The sequence below is a fragment of the Enterococcus sp. genome, from assembly GCF_032555305.1.
Classification (GTDB): domain Bacteria; phylum Bacillota; class Bacilli; order Lactobacillales; family Enterococcaceae; genus Enterococcus_A.
Map to the genome: position 1 here is coordinate 1 of NZ_JAWGOQ010000032.1, position 18,450 is coordinate 18,450.

18 protein-coding genes are annotated in these 18,450 nt (G+C 36.5%); 12 read left to right on the plus strand and 6 right to left on the minus strand.

Going from position 1 to position 18,450, the window contains the following annotated elements:
- Positions 1-166: 166 nt before the first annotated feature.
- From E6139_RS18695 to E6139_RS18705, 3 genes are all read right to left on the minus strand, one after another.
- Entirely contained in the window at positions 167-379 is a 213-nt protein-coding gene (locus tag E6139_RS18695; RefSeq protein ID WP_316405050.1) for a DUF2922 family protein, read from the minus strand.
- 16 nt (positions 380-395) lie between these two features.
- The gene (locus tag E6139_RS18700; RefSeq protein ID WP_316403777.1) at positions 396-599 is read right to left on the minus strand and encodes a hypothetical protein; all 204 of its coding nucleotides are present in this window, start codon (positions 597-599) and stop codon (positions 396-398) included.
- A 582-nt stretch (positions 600-1,181) separates the two neighbouring features.
- Positions 1,182-1,874 (minus strand): competence protein ComK, encoded by a 693-nt coding sequence (locus E6139_RS18705; RefSeq protein ID WP_316405051.1) that lies wholly within the window; start codon positions 1,872-1,874, stop codon positions 1,182-1,184.
- Between the two features lie 656 nt (positions 1,875-2,530).
- Here E6139_RS18705 and E6139_RS18710 point away from each other — a divergent pair.
- The 10 genes from E6139_RS18710 to E6139_RS18755 all read left to right on the plus strand — a co-directional run bounded on the left by E6139_RS18710 (position 2,531) and on the right by E6139_RS18755 (position 12,950).
- Positions 2,531-3,646, plus strand: a complete 1,116-nt coding sequence (locus E6139_RS18710; protein ID WP_316405052.1) for a tyrosine-type recombinase/integrase — start codon at positions 2,531-2,533, stop codon at positions 3,644-3,646.
- Positions 3,647-4,332: 686 nt separating this feature from the next.
- On the plus strand, positions 4,333-5,352 hold the full coding sequence (locus E6139_RS18715) for an AraC family transcriptional regulator (protein ID WP_316405053.1): 1,020 nt from the start codon (positions 4,333-4,335) through the stop codon (positions 5,350-5,352).
- 256 nt (positions 5,353-5,608) lie between these two features.
- Positions 5,609-6,532 (plus strand): L(+)-tartrate dehydratase subunit alpha, encoded by a 924-nt coding sequence (ttdA, locus tag E6139_RS18720; protein ID WP_316405054.1) that lies wholly within the window; start codon positions 5,609-5,611, stop codon positions 6,530-6,532.
- On the plus strand, positions 6,529-7,140 hold the full coding sequence (ttdB, locus tag E6139_RS18725) for a L(+)-tartrate dehydratase subunit beta (protein WP_316405055.1): 612 nt from the start codon (positions 6,529-6,531) through the stop codon (positions 7,138-7,140). The genes ttdA and ttdB overlap by 4 nt, the downstream gene beginning before the upstream one ends.
- Before the next feature lie 56 nt (positions 7,141-7,196).
- Positions 7,197-8,465, plus strand: coding sequence for an SLC13 family permease (locus E6139_RS18730; protein ID WP_316405056.1), 1,269 nt, complete (start codon positions 7,197-7,199; stop codon positions 8,463-8,465).
- A 72-nt stretch (positions 8,466-8,537) separates the two neighbouring features.
- On the plus strand, positions 8,538-9,935 hold the full coding sequence (locus E6139_RS18735; RefSeq protein WP_316405057.1) for a pyruvate carboxylase subunit B: 1,398 nt from the start codon (positions 8,538-8,540) through the stop codon (positions 9,933-9,935).
- A gap of 8 nt (positions 9,936-9,943) precedes the next feature.
- Complete coding sequence (locus E6139_RS18740) at positions 9,944-10,234, plus strand: OadG family protein (RefSeq protein WP_316405058.1); 291 nt, start codon at positions 9,944-9,946, stop codon at positions 10,232-10,234.
- 12 nt (positions 10,235-10,246) lie between these two features.
- Positions 10,247-10,591: a biotin/lipoyl-containing protein gene (locus tag E6139_RS18745; protein WP_316405059.1), complete on the plus strand. Its 345-nt coding sequence runs from the start codon at positions 10,247-10,249 to the stop codon at positions 10,589-10,591.
- Between the two features lie 15 nt (positions 10,592-10,606).
- Positions 10,607-11,737, plus strand: coding sequence for a sodium ion-translocating decarboxylase subunit beta (locus tag E6139_RS18750; protein ID WP_316405060.1), 1,131 nt, complete (start codon positions 10,607-10,609; stop codon positions 11,735-11,737).
- A 226-nt stretch (positions 11,738-11,963) separates the two neighbouring features.
- Positions 11,964-12,950 carry an aromatic acid exporter family protein gene (locus E6139_RS18755; RefSeq protein ID WP_316405061.1) on the plus strand — a complete coding sequence of 329 codons (987 nt, stop codon included), beginning with the start codon at positions 11,964-11,966 and terminating at the stop codon, positions 12,948-12,950.
- Positions 12,951-13,005: 55 nt separating this feature from the next.
- Here E6139_RS18755 and E6139_RS18760 read toward each other — a convergent pair whose 3' ends face one another.
- Together E6139_RS18760 and E6139_RS18765 are read right to left on the minus strand one after the other, a co-directional pair.
- A complete protein-coding gene (locus E6139_RS18760; protein WP_316405062.1) occupies positions 13,006-13,326 on the minus strand; it encodes a family 1 glycosylhydrolase in 321 nt (106 codons plus the stop codon).
- A gap of 20 nt (positions 13,327-13,346) precedes the next feature.
- Entirely contained in the window at positions 13,347-14,633 is a 1,287-nt protein-coding gene (locus tag E6139_RS18765; RefSeq protein WP_316405063.1) for a PTS sugar transporter subunit IIC, read from the minus strand.
- 379 nt (positions 14,634-15,012) lie between these two features.
- Here E6139_RS18765 and E6139_RS18770 point away from each other — a divergent pair, with 379 nt between their 5' ends.
- Positions 15,013-15,840 carry an AraC family transcriptional regulator gene (locus E6139_RS18770; protein WP_316405064.1) on the plus strand — a complete coding sequence of 276 codons (828 nt, stop codon included), beginning with the start codon at positions 15,013-15,015 and terminating at the stop codon, positions 15,838-15,840.
- A 98-nt stretch (positions 15,841-15,938) separates the two neighbouring features.
- Here E6139_RS18770 and E6139_RS18775 read toward each other — a convergent pair whose 3' ends face one another.
- Positions 15,939-16,814 carry an AraC family transcriptional regulator gene (locus tag E6139_RS18775; RefSeq protein WP_316405065.1) on the minus strand — a complete coding sequence of 292 codons (876 nt, stop codon included), beginning with the start codon at positions 16,812-16,814 and terminating at the stop codon, positions 15,939-15,941.
- Positions 16,815-17,046: 232 nt separating this feature from the next.
- Between E6139_RS18775 and E6139_RS18780 the strand changes: the two genes are divergently transcribed.
- Positions 17,047-18,450: a PTS transporter subunit EIIC gene (locus E6139_RS18780; RefSeq protein WP_316405066.1), complete on the plus strand. Its 1,404-nt coding sequence runs from the start codon at positions 17,047-17,049 to the stop codon at positions 18,448-18,450.

The window sequence follows — 18,450 nt, forward strand, 5'->3', positions numbered from 1 at the left end:
TGTTTTGCGTTTGGTGATAAAAATCGGTGATGCGTGTTTCTAGTGTTTTTGGTTTTAGGTTGAATAGCTGCCGGAACGACAGAGGTTGTACATACATTGGTTCTCTTCCCTTCTTTAAATTAATAGAGGAGGGCGGCCGTGTTATCGCCACTCCTCAATGTTTTTACTAAAAAATGATTCGTTCAATCGTTTCGACGTACTTTGCGCTTTCCACGGTGTGGAAGAGCTCCGCGCCATCTTTCTGACAAAGCTTCACGCTGGTCATGCGTTCTAGCAGGCCTTTGATTTCTGTGTCTGTTTTGGTAGTGTCTGGATCGTTGAAGCTCCAGATCTGGTTCTTGCCAAAGCTATTTTTGAATGTTGCGACGATTTTTAGCATCTATATTCCTCCTTTCTTACTTGGTGTAGCGCGATTGGCTAGTCAAGACGACTCCGTACAATTCGCTGCCTTCTACTGATAGTTCTTTCATGATTTCGCCTAGCTCCAAAACTTTTTCCTCGCTGGGCTCTTCAATCACATTCGCGAAGCTGATTTTCTTCACTTTCTCTCCACCTGCGTCGATCTCTACTTGTAATTTGTTTCCGATGTGTTGAATCATCATTGTTTCCTCCTGTTTGATTTTATTGTTCCGGCCGGTGACTAGAATATAAACGGTTTCAAAAAAGAATGCGAATCGCAAATTTGCATTTTACCCCTCAAATTTGCAGGCTTTGAACACAAGATTAGGCTTTGTGGGCGATAAGGTGGCAAATTTGAGGGTACAAATGCAATTTTGTTAATTTGATAAATTTTAAATAGTAGTATTTGATTCCAATCGTTGATTTGACGGGGGATTAGGCAAATTATCTCTTCCAAAAAAATCCAAATATCCTAGTTCAGCTTAAGGTTTTCTTAATAAATAGCAGTTAAAAATTAAGTTAATGACACTGTGCGTGATGTAATTGAGCAAAGAATCAGAATTTAACAACTAGGGTGATCAAAAAGTGAAGGATTAACATTTTCATTGGAGGGACTTTTCCAGCCTTAAGAACTGTCTTTGGTATCAAATCGTTTTCTGGAACAGGCTCAGTCATCAAGGAATCGAAAGGAATTACTTAAATTAGAAAATATGAAGGAATGCACCTACACAAATAAGAACCCTGCGAGTCTCAAAAACGAGTCGCGCAGGGTTTCTTGAATTCTATAGGTAAATATCCTTGTATTTCTCCGATAGTTCCATCATATATCTCTGATGAAAGGCTCCGCGGTCAGTGATCCATTGTTGTAAAAAGGAACGCTTGCGCAATGTCCGCATGAAAGGGGTGACTGGCAGCTGAATATAATTCAGCGGATCACCTTTATAGTTAAGCGTGATCGAATACTCACGCCTTAAATAGCATAAAGAATAGATAGCTCTTTCGGCTTGCTCTAAGAAGCTGCGCTTTTGCATGGGGATTTCTAACACTAACCCATTAATAAGCTCCACAAAGGTAGACTTTTCGATTGTTTGCAGCTCATAAATGTCCAGTGGGTTCACCCACGAACAATCATCCGTTGATTCTAGCGGACATAAGACAAAGTGCCAATTCACAAAAGGGACCTTATATGATGGAAGTCCGTCGATTGTCTTAAAGCAGTGTCGTGTCACCGAATAATCAAAAAAACGATGGGTTTGATGGAAAGTGCTCAATGTATCAAAGGTGCTTTTATCGGTAAAGGAATGTTGATTTTCACGGATGATGATTGTTCCTACATCGCAGGGTGCCGCCAATAGCGCTGCAATCGGTTTCAAATCAAATCGATTAAAATCAGGCGCATTCTCCAGCAAAGCTAACCAATCCTCAGACATCTTCTTGTTGAATAAAATCCTTTCAAAAAACTCTTCATTTGACATGTGCATCACTCCTCAATTCTTAATAACTACAGTATACATAAAAATAACAATTCAAATTGTTTAATTAATATTAAAGATAACGCAACTAGAAGTACTTTATGCAGAATGGAGACTTATATAAATCAAATACACATTCTATCAGCGTTTTATATAGATGGAAATTTATTCTTGTTTGGCAAAAATATATTGATTGTATTTGTTATTTAATTTAAAATGTATCTTTATTTAAAAAAAAGGAATATGACATTAACTAACTAGTTATGAGCAGTACGGGGTGAGTTAAAGAACAACGGAAAGACTGTTAAAGAAAGATTTCCTTTGGTGATTGGTTACTATAGGATTGCATGTAAAGAGAAGAATTGAAACGAAAGATGAATTGTTAAATAGTAATAATTCTTCTTTCTTGTTTTAATTAAAAATAAGAAAAAGGACAAATAGTTAGAAGAAGATCCTCATGTATTTGGCTTTCATTAGTATTCTATTGCGAAAATAGTTTTTTTGTAAAAAAGGTTAGCAATGTCTTGAAATTTTTTAGCTGCCATTTATCTGTTGAGATTAATTTGTGGTGGAAAAAACCTAGAAAGTTTAGTGGAAAGTAATATTTGCATGAACCGTCAAGAATACTCGTCAACGAAGAGAGAAGGAGTGGTTATTTTATGAAGGATCAACCAAAAAAAGGAGAAAACATCTATCACAGAAAAGATGGTCGATGGGAAGGGCGTTATGCGATCGGAAGAAAGAGCAATGGTAGGCTAAAGTACGGCTATGTATACGCAAAAACGTATCATGCCGTCAGAGAAAAATTAATTCCGTTGAAGCAACAATCGGTGCGAATGATCGAGCTATACGGTAAAAGTCTGATGACCTATAGTGAATGGATCATTCATTGGAAAAAGGAAATTCAAAAAACAATCAAAATGTCTACATTTTCAGATTATTGCTACAAAATTTATCGATATTTATTACCAAATTTGGAAAGCTTGCCGTTATATCAAATTACTTCAGAACGCATTCAAGAAATGGTCGACTATTATATAGAAGAAGGACTATCGCCTAGTAGTGTTCACATAATCATTTGTCTATTAAAGAAGACACTGAATGATGCTAAGAAACGAGAGTTATTATTTAAGAATCCCTGTGATACCTTACAGCTGCCGAAGCGAAACACTAAAAAAGTTCGTGCATTAACGATCGAGGAACAACGAAATCTTCTAGAAGCAGTAGAAAGAAGTGAGAACGACAAAGCACAGGCTGTCGCATTGGCATTGAATACTGGAATGCGGATTGGTGAAGTTGCAGCATTGAAATGGGAGGATATCGATTTTTCCAGAGGAATTATTTCTATTAACCAGACCTGCAATAGAATTCAATCCATAGAAAATCAACAAACGATAGTCAATTATGATGCGGTAAAAAGCGCAGCGTCACACCGAATTATTCCGATGAATAAAAAGGTTCAACGGTTATTAGGAAGGATAAAAGAAGAGAGTACGAGTAATTTTGTCTTCTCAATAGGAAAGAAAGGATGTGAACCAAGGGTGCTGACCTATCATTTTCATCAGCTGCGAAAACAAGCAAAACTTGAGAATATTCATTTTCATCAATTGCGCCATACCTTTGCTACACGATGTTTAGAAGCAAAGGTCGGAATCGCATCTGTCAGCGCTTTGCTAGGTCACTCCTCCACCAAGATGACACTGGATGTGTACTCCGATTCTATGATGGAAGATCGCGTTACTGCTGTTTATGCTATTGAGGAAATAGCTAGCTAATTAAAAATTAGTAAATGTCACATAAATAATAAAAAAATCATCGAAATCTTGTCGTTGGAGAAGTATATTTTTGCTCTCCTCAAGTAAGCGCTAATATTTTCAAGAAAATAATAAAACTTAATTTATAATTGACGACCCGATAATTATTAAGAAAATATTAAGAATGCTTTCCGGAAATTTATTGTTTTCGTTATTTAATCATCGACCTCATGATCGTGAAAAGCCGTCAAGATCAACCGTCAAGTGTTATAAGCCATGCGGATATCCTTTTTTTGAATTACTACTTATTTTTAATTAAAACAAGAAATTCTCAAACATCAGAAAATAAATCCCATGGTTAAGTGTACCACTTCTTTTTCGAATATTGCCGGTGATCTTCCTTTCTCTCGATTGGCAGGTGCAGCAGCTATCGACTGACGAAGGGCGTATTTGATAAATAGTGTTCTTGGAGCAGTCAAATAATGAAAAATCAATCTTCCTCTTAATTATCAAGAAAAGACAAAGCACTTACAGGGAAAAATTATATGTGAGCTGATAAAAATGAATTGAGAACTCATTTTATCGTGGAGAGCCTATCAACTATTTCGGGACTATCCAACAAAAAATTCATGTATTTCAAAACAATTGTATGTTAAATTAACTGTGAATGATTTGAACACTATCTCACAATTAAAGAAGGTGATCCAATGGAAGTCCGAAAAAAGTACGAGTTCAAAAACATAGATATTTCTTATGATCAATTGATTTATAAAGTTGGAAGTTACCACTACAATTGGCATTATGAGATCGAGTTACTATGGCTATTAACAGGTAAAATTGAGGTGAACGTTGAGGGAGATACTTTTGGGTTAGAAGAAGGAGATCTATTGATCATTAATTCTAATTGTGGACATGCGACATTTGCTTCTGTCCCTAACAGTATAGCTATGCGACTGTATATTTCACCCGATTTCTTTACTTCCCAAGGGTTGGATTTATCTAAGGGACGATTTGAAATGAATGCCGCAAAAGAAAGAATGAATCCCTTGTATGACGAATTAAGACGTGATCTTGCTAAATTGCAGCTTCTCTCTGAAGCTAATTCTGCCAACCAATTAAGCCATAATGGATTACTCTTTACTATTGCAGAAAAAATGACCAAGTTCTTTTTAGCGAATACAAGTAAAACAAGTACATATACTGTTGGACAAAAGAAAGAATTCTTAGATTTTGCCATTCAATATATCGAGGATAATTTTAAATCGGATATTACTCTTGAGATACTTGCCCAACATTGCAATTATTCGACTCCCTATTTATCTAGAATGTTCAAATCGGAATTAGGCATCAATTTTTATGAATATCTAACCAGATGTCGATTACAACACGCTATTAGATTACTAGCAACAACTGAAAAAAAAGTAGCTACCATTGCTTTTGAGAATGGTTTTAGTGATGTTAAAGCCTTCAACAAAATGTTCAAAAAACATTTTGGGACGACACCTTCTGAGTATAGAAAACAAATCAATCCTCATATTCAAGAGATCGATCGAATATTTAAGAATGATTTGGATGTGGAAGAAAATGAACAAATTGAGGAAAAACTTCTTTCTTATCAGGATCTTTCGCCGCAAAACCATCAAAATCTGTGTGAGATTTGTACAAGTAAAGAGTACGAGAATAAGTATAATGACTTAGTAGAGAATATAAAAAGTATAGTTGAATAAAAATATAGTTAAATTTTCTAATTAGGGGAATCACAAAAATGTGGTTACCCTTTTTTTAATATAGGTATCAATTGAAAGCGCGACCAAACTTCTGCATGTAGGGTTTCTTTAGGAGCATTTTTTAATGGGTTATTAAATGACTCGTTCATTAGTTATGAGAGGAAGCTTTAATTATCGTTAATTGATTCGTTAATTAATGGATAGATAGTCAATGGTTCGAAAGGCATAATAAAGAAAAAACTAGGAGGTACAAGAAATGCTTAAATATGCTTATGAAGAAAAGACATTGTCTTCTGAAGCTCAAAAAATGCGTGATATTCTTGTTGAGTATATTGCGGTCGTTGGGAGAAGATTACCGGATGATGTAACAAAAAAATTGGATGAGCTTTCAAAAATTGAAGTCGATCCATTACAACAATTGGTTTACGATACGATGAAGGAAAATCAGCTGTTGGCAGAAGAATTAAATCGTCCGAGTTGTCAAGATACTGGAGCGCTTCAATTTTTCATCAAAGTTGGATCGAAATTTCCACTGCTCAGTGAGCTGAAAGATATTTTAAAAGAAGCTGTTTATCTCGCAACACAAAAAGCGCCGCTACGACACAATGCTGTTCAAACATTTGATGAGTATAATACTGGTTTGAATATCGGGACTGGGCTGCCAACGGTATACACAGAAATTGACGGGGACAGCGATGACATCGAAATGTATGTATATATGGCAGGTGGGGGCTGCAGCTTACCTGGAGCTGCAAAAGTTTTGATGCCTGGTGAAGGATATGAAGGGGTAGTTCGTTTTGTAATGGATCAAATGACTAGTTATGGAATCAATGCGTGTCCTCCTCTATTAGTAGGTATTGGCATTGGAACCTCTGTGGAAACGGCATCGATGAATTCTAAACTTGCCTTGATGAGAGAGGTTGATAGCGTCAGTCCTAATGAAAATGCAGCGATGATGGAACGGTTGCTAGAGGAAGGAATTGACAATATTGGCTTGGGACCGCAAGGATTTGGTGGTAAAAAATCTGTTATGGGTGTCAATATCATTAATACTGGAAGGCATCCATCTGTGATTGGAGTAGCAGTGAATGTTGGCTGTTGGTCTCATCGTCGCGGAAAAATCAACTTTGATCGTGATTTGAACTATGAGTTGCCATTACATGAAGGAGTAGAGCTATGAGAGAATATCATTTAAAAACACCTGTTAGTGCCGAGGATATTAAGGATATCCGAATTGGTGATATTGTTTATTTAGAAGGAACTTTAGTGACTTGCCGAGACGTTGCGCACCGTAGAGTCGTTGAGGAAGGTCGCCCATTGCCGGTAGATGTCAGAGATAAGGCGATTTTACATGCAGGTCCAATCGTCAAGGACCATGGGAACAATGAATACGAAATGATCTCTGTCGGTCCGACAACGAGTATGCGGATGGAAAAATTTGAAGAAGAATTCATCAAAGAGACGGGTGTTCGTTTGATTGTCGGAAAAGGCGGCATGGGTCCGGGAACCGTAAAAGGTTGTAAAGAAAACAAGGCGCTGCATCTGGTTTATCCAGCGGGGAATGCGGTTTATGCTGCTGAAAAAGTCGAGAGAATTGTCGATGCTCAGTGGAAAGATTTAGGAATGCCTGAAACATTATGGGTAAACGAAGTAAAAAATTATGGTCCATTGATTGTTTCTATAGATACTGAAGGGTCTAATCTTTTTGAAAACAATAAGGTAGAGTTCAATAGACGTAAAGAAGAAGAAATCGAACGAATCAGCAAGCAAGTTGGGTTTATTAAATAGGGAGTGGGAGCCTGATTAGTGGCTTCCATCGAAATGAAGGAAAAGAGGGTAAAGAAATGAGTCCTGCTGTTATCACACTTCTATTTTTAGTATTTGCGATTGTGATGTTTGTCACGGAGAAAATTCCTTTGGCATTAACATCGATGATTGTCTGTATCGGATTGATTTTAACGAAAGTATTGGACCCGAAAGAAGCTTTCAATGGTTTTGTAAATACCAATGTGATTCTATTTGTGGCGATGTTTGTAGTGGGTGGTGCGCTTTTTGAAACAGGTATGGCCAACAAGATTGGTGCCGTAGTTTCTAAATTTGCGAAATCTGAAAGACAGTTGATTGTAGCAATCATGGTTATAACGGGTGTCATGTCGGGTTTTCTTTCAAATACGGGAACCGCTGCTGTTTTAATTCCTGTTGTTATCGGTATTGCATCTAAGTCCGGTTATTCCAGAGGTCGATTGTTAATGCCTCTAGCTTTTGCTGCGGCGATGGGAGGAAACTTATCTTTAATCGGCGCACCGGGCAATTTGATTGCTCAGTCTGCTTTGCAAGAACTGGATATGGGCTTTGGATTCTTTGAGTTTGGTTATGTTGGATTACCGATCTTAATTATCGGTATCATCTTTTTCAGCTTGGTTGGTTATCGATTTTTGCCCAATGAAACTAACACAGACGATGACGGCGCTTTTTCTGATGATGTTGATTATTCGCACGTTCCTAAATGGAAACAAACTTTGTCTTTAGTTATTTTGATCATGACTATTCTTGGTATGATTTTTGAGAATCAAACAGGAATTCCCTTGTATGTTGCTGGTTGTGTAGGGGCCATTCTTCTGGTGCTGTGCCGTGTTATTACTGAAAAGCAAGCATATAAGGCCATTGATATGCAGACGATTTTTCTTTTTGGTGGAACCTTAGCTTTAGCCAATGCATTGGAGCTTACTGGTGCAGGGGAAATGATCGCAGATGCGGTAATCGGTTTATTAGGTCAAAATGCTTCTCCATTCGCATTACTGACTGCTATCTTCTTATTATCTGCGGTGTTAACTAACTTCATGTCAAATACAGCTACTACGGCGTTGTTGGTTCCAATTAGTTTGTCTATTGCAACAGGAATGGGTGCTGATCCAAGAGCGGTATTGATGGCAACGGTTATCGGCGGCTCTTGCGCCTACGCAACACCGATTGGAATGCCGGCAAATACGATGGTACTTTCTCCAGGTGGCTTCAAGTTCATGGATTATGTGAAAGCGGGACTACCTTTGATCGTAGTATCGACGATAGTAAGTCTAGTATTATTACCGATCTTGTTTCCGTTTTATCCATAGAAATTCTTTGTCAGCCTCCTTTATCTGAAAATAAGGGAGGCTTTATCTTTAAAATTAGAAAGGACCTCAAAAATGAAAATTGAGATTACTGATACGATTTTGCGGGATGCGCATCAAAGCTTAATGGCTACCCGTATGTCGATGGAAGATATGGAACCAGTGTTGCCACTGTTAGACGAAATAGGCTATTCATCGCTTGAGTGTTGGGGCGGAGCAACGTTTGATTCTTGTATACGTTACTTAAATGAAAATCCATGGGACCGATTAAGAAAAATAAAACGTCTGGTTCCTAATACCCCTTTGCAAATGTTAATCAGAGGACAAAATTTATTGGGATATCGACATTATGGAGACGATGTTGTTGAAAAGTTTATAAAACTTTCGGCAGAGAATGGCATAGATATTTTTAGAATCTTTGATGCGTTAAATGATACAAGGAATCTTCAAACTGCTTTGAATGCTGTAAAGAAAACGGGGAAAGAAGCCCAATTAGCCATTGCTTACACGATCAGTGATGTTCATACCATGGATTATTACGAATCACTTGGAAAAGAATTTGCTGAAATGGGTGCTGATTCTATTTGTGTGAAGGATATGGCAGGAATATTGACTCCAAATAAATGCCGCGAACTAGTCAAACGGTTAAAAAAAGCGACTAATCTACCAATAATTGTCCATACACATTGTACCAGCGGTATCGCTCAGCTGACTTATCAAGCTGCGATTGAATCAGGGGCAGATCGTATCGATACTGCGCTTTCTCCATTTAGTGAAGGAACCAGTCAACCTGCGACAGAATCAATGGTCCTGAGCTTAAAAGATGACGACTATGAGCTATCTATCGATGTAGAAAAAATGGAAGAAGCGGCAAACTATTTTCGGGATATCAAAGATAAATATCTTGAAAACGGACTGCTTGATCCTAAAATGTTAACTCCTGATCCAAGAGCACTACTATATCAAGTGCCAGGTGGAATGCTTTCCAATATGTACTCTCAACTGAAGCAAGCTGGCGCAACCGATCGTTATGAGGAAGTACTGAAGGAAGTGCCAAAAGTGCGAGCGGATCTAGGTTTCCCGCCTTTAGTTACACCATTGAGCCAAATGGTTGGAACCCAAGCAGCAATGAATGTATTGACTGGTGAGCGCTATAAGATGGTTTCAAATGAGGTAAAATCGTATCTTTTAGGTGAGTACGGAAAAGCACCTGTTCCAATTGATGAAGCATTTATTACATCAATAGTAGGCGACAAAAAACGAATTACCGATCGTCCTGCAAATCATATTGAGCCAGAATTTGACGTATTGAAACAAGAAATCGGCAAACTTGCTAAGAATGATGAAGAGGTATTGATCTACGCTCTTTTCCCTCAGGTAGGAAAAAGCTATTTAGAAGGACCAGAACGATCAGAGGTCAATGCAGCTGATTCAGAACAACCGATTAAAATATTTGCCTATACAAGGAGCTGATTATATTAATGGAACATACAATTATGGATTCACTAGGCCTGACTATTGTAGCGATGTCGCTAGTCTTTCTTATTTTATCGGGACTAATGGTTTTGATGCAGATAACAGCAAAACTTGTGAACAAATCGGATGGTGGCGTAAAAGAAAAAGTATCTAAATCATCCCCAGTTGCAAAGTCAACGATGGTTCAACCAAATGCTGAATTAGAACGCGTAGCTTTGCTGACAGCATTAGCAGAAGCAAGTGAAAACAAACAAGGAAAACACTATCAAGTAGAAAAAATCGAACGAATTAAATAAGGAGAAGGTCAAATGAAACAATATGAAATTAATGTGGATGGGCAAGTATACAAGGTGACATTAAGGGAAATCAGTGAAGAGGAATCGACTCAAGTAGCTAAGACTTCAAATGAGATTTCTCCATCGGAAAAACCTAAGAGTGGTGGTGGAAAAGAAGTTCCAGCACCAATGGCAGGAAACATTTTATCGGTTAATGTAAAGACAGGAGATACGGTGAATGCTGGCGATACTCTGGTTATTTTAGAAGCAATGAAGATGGAAAATGAAATTGTTTCACCGACCGATGGAGTCGTTTCAAGTATCCTTGTTCAATCAAATCAAACAGTCGAATCAGGTGAATTACTGGTTGTACTATAACAATGGAGGGATACTATGTTAGAGATTTTTCAGCAGATGATTGAAACATTAGGTTTTGCAAATCTGTCATTCAACAATCTATTTATGATCGTTTTAGCCTGTATATTTTTGTATTTGGGAATTAAGAAAGAGTATGAACCCTATTTGATGGTTCCAATTGCTTTTGGAATTTTACTTGTCAATTTACCTTTGGCTGGTTTAATGAGTGAAGCCGCAAATAATAATCCAGGAGGGCTATTCTACTACTTGTATCAAGGGACTAACTTAGGTATTTATCCCCCACTGATCTTCCTTTGTTTAGGAGCGTCAACAGATTTTGGGCCGCTAATCGCTAATCCTAAGACGATTCTTTTAGGCGGTGCCGCACAATTTGGTATATTCGCCGCATTTTTCTTAGCAACGGCTCTAGGAATGACACCACAAGAGTCAGGGGCTGTGGGGATTATTGGAGGAGCAGATGGACCTACTGCGATTTTTGTTACCACAAGATTAGCGCCTCACTTGTTATCGGCAATCGCACTTGCTGCATATTCTTACATGGCTTTGGTGCCAATCATTCAACCACCAATTATTCGTCTCTTGACTACAGAAAAAGAACGAAAAATCCAAATGACTCAAGTCAGGACAGTTTCACAAACCGAGAAGATTCTTTTTCCGATTGTGACCACTATCTTTATCAGTCTAATTGTGCCGAGCGCAACGACGCTGATTGGCTGCTTGATGCTAGGGAATCTGATAAAAGAGATTCGTATCGTACCTAAACTAACTGAAACTTTGACAAACTCAATGATGTATATTGTAACCATTCTCTTGGGCGTAACAGTTGGTGCAAAAGCAGATGGAGACTTGTTTCTTTCACCAGTTACTTTAAAAATTATCGTTTTGGGTCTATTGGCTTTCGCGATTGGAACTGCTTCGGGTGTTCTTTTAGGAAAGGTAATGTATAAGCTTTCTGGTGGTAAAATAAATCCGATGATTGGAGCAGCTGGCGTTTCGGCAGTTCCGATGGCAGCCCGTGTCGTTCAAAAAGTGGGGCAACATGAAAATCCAAATAATTATTTATTAATGCATGCAATGGGTCCCAATGTAGCAGGAGTTATTGGGTCAGCGGTAGCGGCAGGCGTATTGTTGGCATTCTTTAGTTAATTTAAGCGATCGTGCTATAGAAACAGCTATCTTCGAAAATAAGAGAGAATTTCTTGTAGGCAAGTATTTGTGAAAGAAAAAGATTATGATCGAGAGGCTGTTTCTTGAGCGCCAACAATCAAGGTTTTATGACTAAATACATATTTTTCAACAATAATACTTCAACTTTAATTTAGAAAAACTGCGTAACAGGAAATTTTTACATAAGCGCTGGAAGGAGAGGATCATGGAATTCATTCCTAAAATAAATTTAAATGATTATACCATGCACGCTTTGCGGACTGGAATTGGCAGTTCTATTGCTATCTTGATTGCCGAATTTTTTTCTTTAGATTTTTCATCTTCGGCCGGCATAATTACTCTCCTTACTTTAGCTGTCACAAAAACTGAAACCATTCGATTAGGGATCAATCGGATAAGTACTTTTTTGATCACAATGTTTTTTACAATGACTTTCCATCTATTTTTAGGAAATAATTGGTTTACCTTTGGAATTGTTTTAACAATCATTACCTTCATATTTAGCTATAAGAACTTATTGTCCACTTTATCGGTTAATGCTGTTTCGATCACACACCTGATGTTTCGTGCCAAAATCACCGTGCATGATCTGTTGAACGAGTTTTATTTATTGTTGATTGGTCTGGCTATTGCTATTATTGTTAATCAGTTTCAGGACTATTCTCGCCAGAGAAAATTTTTAGAATGCTCAAAGGAAAGTGTCGAACAGAGATTTGTTTGCATTTTTGAGAAAATGATCGATTATGTCAAAGGACCAGAAAAGAAAAGTACTATCTGGGATGAAATCATTCAACTTGAAAATGATTTAATGGAATTAACAAAATGTGCAGTGAAGTATCAACAGAATCGATTACCAGTAAAGGATGATTACTATGTCGATTATTTTGAAATGCGTTTGCAACAATGCGGCTTGCTGCATAATCTCCATTATGAGATTAAGAATATCCGAAATAATGAAGAGGCAATTGAAATAATCAGTTTGTTTGTAAATGAGATAAAAAAACATATTGAAGATCAATTTTTTTGTAGCGAACAAATCGATTATTTATCGGAGTTAATCGTCGAGCTTCAGGATGAATATGTTCCGTCATCTAAACAGGAATTTATCAACAAGGCTCGACTCTATCATATTTTGAAAGATTTTGAAGACTTTCTCAAGTTCAAAAAGAGATTTTATGAATCGATCGAATAATATAGAAACATTCATAAAAAGAATTACTATCGTATTTTGATGGTGATTCTTTTTCTTATTTCTCCAGAGAAATATCCTTTGCAACTACAGTAAGTTTCTGAATAACAGACTTATAATGCTCAATTTCATCTTCTGAAAAGCAATTCTGCTGGGGTTCTATTCTGGCCCATTCGATAGAAAATCTAAAAGAGTTCAAATTATTTTCTTTTAGATAGTCAATATCCTCTTTGTATTTGTGATAATGATCTTCTGCATCTAAAGATGGTTCTTCAAAAATGGAGTATTTCATTTGCTCTTGAGCCCAACAATCACTGTTGTAGTTATTGCCTTCTACTTGATGTGCTGCGGTTGCTGCTCCTAAAAGAAAAGATTTCATGTTTTCATCCTCATTTCAAATTAATTATCATTTAGAGATTCAACTTCTAATTCTTCTTTATCCAAGTTCCTAAATGGAATGTACCAAATCACTGTTCTTAGCAGTAACAGAATGAATTGGAATAGTGCTATTTTCCACCCTCCCGACAAAATTCCATTTATCAAAAATGGTGTGCCAGTAGGAACAGAAACACCAGTTAACCTCGGAATGAAATTCAAATTAGTAACGATGTACGCTAGACCTAAACTAATTGCGCCTTGGAAGACAAAAGGAATTGCTAATTTAAAGTTTAAGACTAAGGGTGTCCCAAAAATCATAGGTTCATCAATACCAAATAATGAGGGAATTATTCCAGTTTTCCCTAATGTTTTATATCTCTTGCTCTTTGCAAAAAATAAGCATAGGAGAGTTATTGGAAGGGCAACGGAATTTGTGTATATTAAAAAAAATTGCATTCCCGTGATATTTGGAAGAGCTTGTCCCATAGAGAACGCTTGTAGCTGAGCAATATCTAAAGGCATGAGTGCCACAGAAATTGTACTTACAACGACCATTCCACCGTGAATTCCAAATAGCCACAACAGCTGTGAAATAATTGAAATGAGCATCAAGGACCAAATACCAGAACCAAAGTGGCTTAACGGTTGTTGCACAAGCATGTAGATTAAGTTATGGACTGACTCGAAACTAGTTAATGAAAAGAGCCCGGCAATTATGCTAAAAAGTGATAAAATAAAAAGACCAGGAATCAATGCTGAAAATGAGTTTGATACATACTCTGGAACACTGTCTGGCATTTTAATTCTAAAATCCTTTTCATAAAACAAGACAAAAATTCTGCAAGAAATAAACGCTGTAATGATTGCAGTGAACATTCCTTGTGCTCCCAGCCAATTCATGGGAAGAGAGTAACTTGTTCCAAAATCACCGGATACTTCGTTATAAGGGGTTAAGATCAGAAAAGAGACTAATGAAATAAATCCGGCTAATAACTCACTTATTGTTGGGATTTTCTTTTTGAAGCTTTTTGCTAAGGTATAAGAAATACTAAAAACCACAATGAGTGCTACGACATTGTTAGCTATAGTTATGGGCTTATCAAAAAAAACGTTCATTTTACTGTGGGTCAAAAAGTTTTGATAGGGAGTTATGGGTAAATTTTTTATTATGGAAGCAACCGATCCTATAAAAAGGACTGGCAAGGAAGATAGCATTCCTGACATTATTGATTGCATGTAGCGATTAGTTTGAATCTTGGATGCAAACACATTGATTTTACTAGAAAAACTTTCAATATCTTTTGACATTTCAAAAAACCTCTTTCTTTTATTTGTGATCACTAACTCAGAAAACGATTACACTAGCGCTTAGTAATGATAATTCTAAAGATTAACGCTTACTAAATCGTTCCAAATTCGGTAATACTTCTTTCCTTTTTTGGTTCACTCACGGGAAGCATGCTTTTTATTGTCTATCTTTTTTGAAAAGTATTTTATACTTAATACTGTAATTGTTGGTTGTCTACCTTAGGAGGAAATATACTATGAGTAAAAAAATAGCGATTCATTTTATAAAAAGTCTCATGCTACCTTTGATTCGTTCAAAAATGAATTAATATATGAAAAAAAATTTGAAGAGATAAATCAATACTCCAACCTTCACATTGAAGGGTTAGTGAGACGAACCGTGAATAAAAATAAAACAATTTCATTAATAAGAAATTCTATTTCAAAAGGGACAGTAATAGATTCTCATTTTCATGATTGGTTAGAGTTTACTTATATTCTTTCGGGAGAACAGATTGTACAAATACAAGGAAATGAATTTTTGATCTCAGATGGCGATTTCGTGATGATTCCTTACAGTGAAATTCATAGTTTTATTTCAAAAAAGAATTGTAGCAAATTAACGTTGCAGATTAAGCGTGATGTGATTGAACAGAATATCCCAGAATTTCATCAATCAAAAATTGAATGTAATACAACAAGAATTCAAACAAAAGAGAATTTTGAAGATTATCAGGAGTTAATCCGATATTACATATTACTAGCTCGTTACTTTGAGCAAGATAATGAGATAGAGAACATAGCTTTTAAAAGCACGCTACTTTATTTTTTTTATTTGCTAATAAAAAACTTTCAGAAGGAAGAGGATAGTCAACAAAATACTGCGAAGACTTGCAATGAGGAGGTGAGCATTGATCATATACTGACTTTTATTTATAAACATTATAATGAAAATATAAATTTGAAGGCTGTATCAAATTATTTCCATTTTTCTCCATCATACATTTCTAAGCTTATAAAAAAAAGAACTCAAATGAGTTTTAAAAAGTATCTGACTGAAACTAGATTAAATCATGCCCAATACGAGGTTTCAAATACGAAGAAACGTCTTTCTGATATTGCATTAGAGGTGGGATTTCCAAGCAATAAATCATTTATTGCTTGTTTCAAAAAGAAGTATGGAAAGACGCCAAGTCAGTATAGGAAGGAAATTTCTAGTAGCAATTAAGAAAAAATTATAGATTATCTAGTGATGTTTGAGTTTAGTAGAAGTTATCAAAAGGTAAATGTTTGCATTATACTTTTACTGAACAAATTTTTTAAAAATTACTTCAATCTCAATTGTCCTGGTAACATTTGATAAGTCTCCTTGAACTTTTGATTAAAAATATTCAGATTACTGTAACCAACTTCTTCGGCAATTTCGTATATTGGAAGATCTGTTGAAAGTAATAATGCATGTGCAGCAGCAACTCGTTTTTCATGAACGAGTTGCTTAAATGTTTTTCCGACATATTTTTTTAATAATCGAGATAAATGAATAGTTGAAATTGAGAAATCTTCTGCAGCGGTTTTTAAAGATCCAACCTTATAATTGTCTTCAATATATTTCAAAATATCTGGTATATAACTGTAGCTCCCCAAATCTAAGTACTCTTTATTGATATAGAAGTCGGTAGATCTTAATAGCTCGCCAAAGAAGATGATCATATATGCTTGCATCATTTCTGAGGAGCCTGCTTGAGGTTGAAAGTGTTCTTTCAACATATTATCAACTGTTTGTTTAATCAGATCATTTTCATTTGTATGGAAAACAAGGAAATTCATTTGATTCTTTTCTTCAAGTAAAGAAAAGAAAGTAGAAGCAATGGTCGATTCGCTGGTAAATTGTTTAATAAAATTCCCGGAAAAAAAAGACTCAAACATTTGTAAGTTGATCATAATATCCTCTTCACCAGTTGTTTCAATTGCGTGAGGGACTAATTGATCCAATACTACAACATCTCCTGATTTTAAAATGAATTTTTTTCCATCGATCCACTGAGTAACGGTTCCACTGTAAATATAATTCACTTCAGAAGTAGCATGGGTATGAAGCTGTACAGGACTATAACGCTGGTGGACAGAGAGATAATAGTTCGTTCCATGAAGATTAAAGTACTTCTCTGTGTCAATATAAAAAGGAGGTAAAGTAAAATCCAATTCTTTATTTCCTTTTTTTTCGCGATTTCTTGATTCTTGGTCTGATAGCTTAAAGAGATTGTCCGAAATATTCATTAGATTAATCCTCCGTATCATTAGTTTATGATGTTTGTTTTCGCTAGTCAAGATGAAAGTTACTGATATTGTAACCCTTTTCAAACGGTTGTATGATTAGTTCATAGAAATACTATCTAGACTGTTTTTGATAGGTAGCATAAATGGAGGGATCATCATGGAAAAGACCGCAAAAGAGATTGTAGAGAATGTTGGCGGTGCAAAAAATGTTAAATTACTGACGCATTGTGTCACTCGTCTTCGCTTCGTATTAAAAGATGAAACTATTGCAAATACATCGGAAATTGAAAAACTTGATGACGTCATGTCAGTTTTGCAACAGGGTGGGCAGTACCAAGTAGTTATTGGACCGAAAGTTTCAAAAATGTACGAAGAAGTCCAAAAACTTTTGGGACATGAAATGGTTGAAGAAAAAAGTAGTAACAATGATAAAGAGTTAGAAAAAAAATCGCCAATTGATCGATTAACAAGTATGTTATCAGGTATCTTTTTGCCAGTCATCTCAGTATTAGCCGGATCTGGATTAATAAAGGGCGTTCTGACGTTACTTAGCTTGACTGGTATCCTAAATACGTCTGGGGGAACTTATCTAGTTCTTAGTGCAATCGCGGATTCGATGTTTTACTTCTTCCCAGTTATTTTAGGAGCAAGCGCCAGCAAATACTTTAAAGGAAATATGTGGCTAGGTGCTGTCCTAGGTGCTAGCCTAGTCTATCCAACAATTATTGAAATGGCTGATTCTACGATAAGATTTGCAGGTTTGCCGATGAATGTTGTTAATTATACTAGTTCTGTTTTTCCTGCGATCGTAGCGGCCTTTTTAGCGGCTAAATTGGAAAATTGGTTAAAGAAAGTGATTCCGGAAATTGTGAAATTTTTTGTTGTTCCAGCGATTGTGTTAGTCGTTGTTGCTCCGATTACTTTATTAGTATTTGGACCGGTTATTTCTTGGTTAACGCAAATGCTAGCAAATGGGATTCAAGCAATTTATAATTTTAGTCCTGCATTGACTGGGCTGCTTCTTGGTGGTCCGTGGATTTTACTGGTGATGCTTGGTCTTCATTGGGCTGGAATTACCGTCTTAATGATTCAGTTCTCAACATTAGGGCATGCGCCATTAGGAGGAATTTTAATTGCAAATCAAATGGCGATGGCAGGAGCGGTATTGGCAGTTGCCATGAGAGCGAAAGAGAGCAAAACGAAATCGTTATCTATATCGACCGCTATTTCCTGTTTCTTAGGAGTGAGTGAACCTGCATTATATGGTGTTTTGGTACCTAAGAAAAAACCGTTGATAACAGCAATTATTGCAGCAAGTTTGGCATCCGTACTTCCCGCGATTTGGGGAACTAGTACTTGGGTGTCAGCATCGGTCGCAGGTATTTTTGGAATATTTGGCTACATGAATCCTGCTGGAATTGATTATGGTTTTTATGGTGCCATTGCCGCAAATGTTTTAGGGTTGGTTCTCGGTTTTGCATTGACGTATTTTTTTGGAACGGATAAAGAAACTGGGAATGAAAAAAATGAAGCAGTTGATGTTGCGTTAGGAGAGAATTGA

Bases quoted from the DNA above. Each gene is read 5' to 3' on its own strand.
- ttdA (WP_316405054.1), top strand. From the start codon at position 5,609: ATGCTTAAATATGCTTATGAAGAAAAGACATTGTCTTCTGAAGCTCAA.
- E6139_RS18765 (WP_316405063.1), bottom strand. From the start codon at position 14,633: ATGTCAAAAGATATTGAAAGTTTTTCTAGTAAAATCAATGTGTTTGCA.
- E6139_RS18695 (WP_316405050.1), bottom strand. From the start codon at position 379: ATGCTAAAAATCGTCGCAACATTCAAAAATAGCTTTGGCAAGAACCAG.
- E6139_RS18745 (WP_316405059.1), top strand. From the start codon at position 10,247: ATGAAACAATATGAAATTAATGTGGATGGGCAAGTATACAAGGTGACA.
- E6139_RS18700 (WP_316403777.1), bottom strand. From the start codon at position 599: ATGATTCAACACATCGGAAACAAATTACAAGTAGAGATCGACGCAGGT.
- E6139_RS18780 (WP_316405066.1), top strand. From the start codon at position 17,047: ATGGAAAAGACCGCAAAAGAGATTGTAGAGAATGTTGGCGGTGCAAAA.
- E6139_RS18750 (WP_316405060.1), top strand. From the start codon at position 10,607: ATGTTAGAGATTTTTCAGCAGATGATTGAAACATTAGGTTTTGCAAAT.
- E6139_RS18710 (WP_316405052.1), top strand. From the start codon at position 2,531: ATGAAGGATCAACCAAAAAAAGGAGAAAACATCTATCACAGAAAAGAT.
- E6139_RS18730 (WP_316405056.1), top strand. From the start codon at position 7,197: ATGAGTCCTGCTGTTATCACACTTCTATTTTTAGTATTTGCGATTGTG.
- E6139_RS18735 (WP_316405057.1), top strand. From the start codon at position 8,538: ATGAAAATTGAGATTACTGATACGATTTTGCGGGATGCGCATCAAAGC.
- E6139_RS18715 (WP_316405053.1), top strand. From the start codon at position 4,333: ATGGAAGTCCGAAAAAAGTACGAGTTCAAAAACATAGATATTTCTTAT.
- ttdB (WP_316405055.1), top strand. From the start codon at position 6,529: ATGAGAGAATATCATTTAAAAACACCTGTTAGTGCCGAGGATATTAAG.
- E6139_RS18755 (WP_316405061.1), top strand. From the start codon at position 11,964: ATGGAATTCATTCCTAAAATAAATTTAAATGATTATACCATGCACGCT.
- E6139_RS18760 (WP_316405062.1), bottom strand. From the start codon at position 13,326: ATGAAATCTTTTCTTTTAGGAGCAGCAACCGCAGCACATCAAGTAGAA.
- E6139_RS18705 (WP_316405051.1), bottom strand. From the start codon at position 1,874: ATGTCAAATGAAGAGTTTTTTGAAAGGATTTTATTCAACAAGAAGATG.
- E6139_RS18740 (WP_316405058.1), top strand. From the start codon at position 9,944: ATGGAACATACAATTATGGATTCACTAGGCCTGACTATTGTAGCGATG.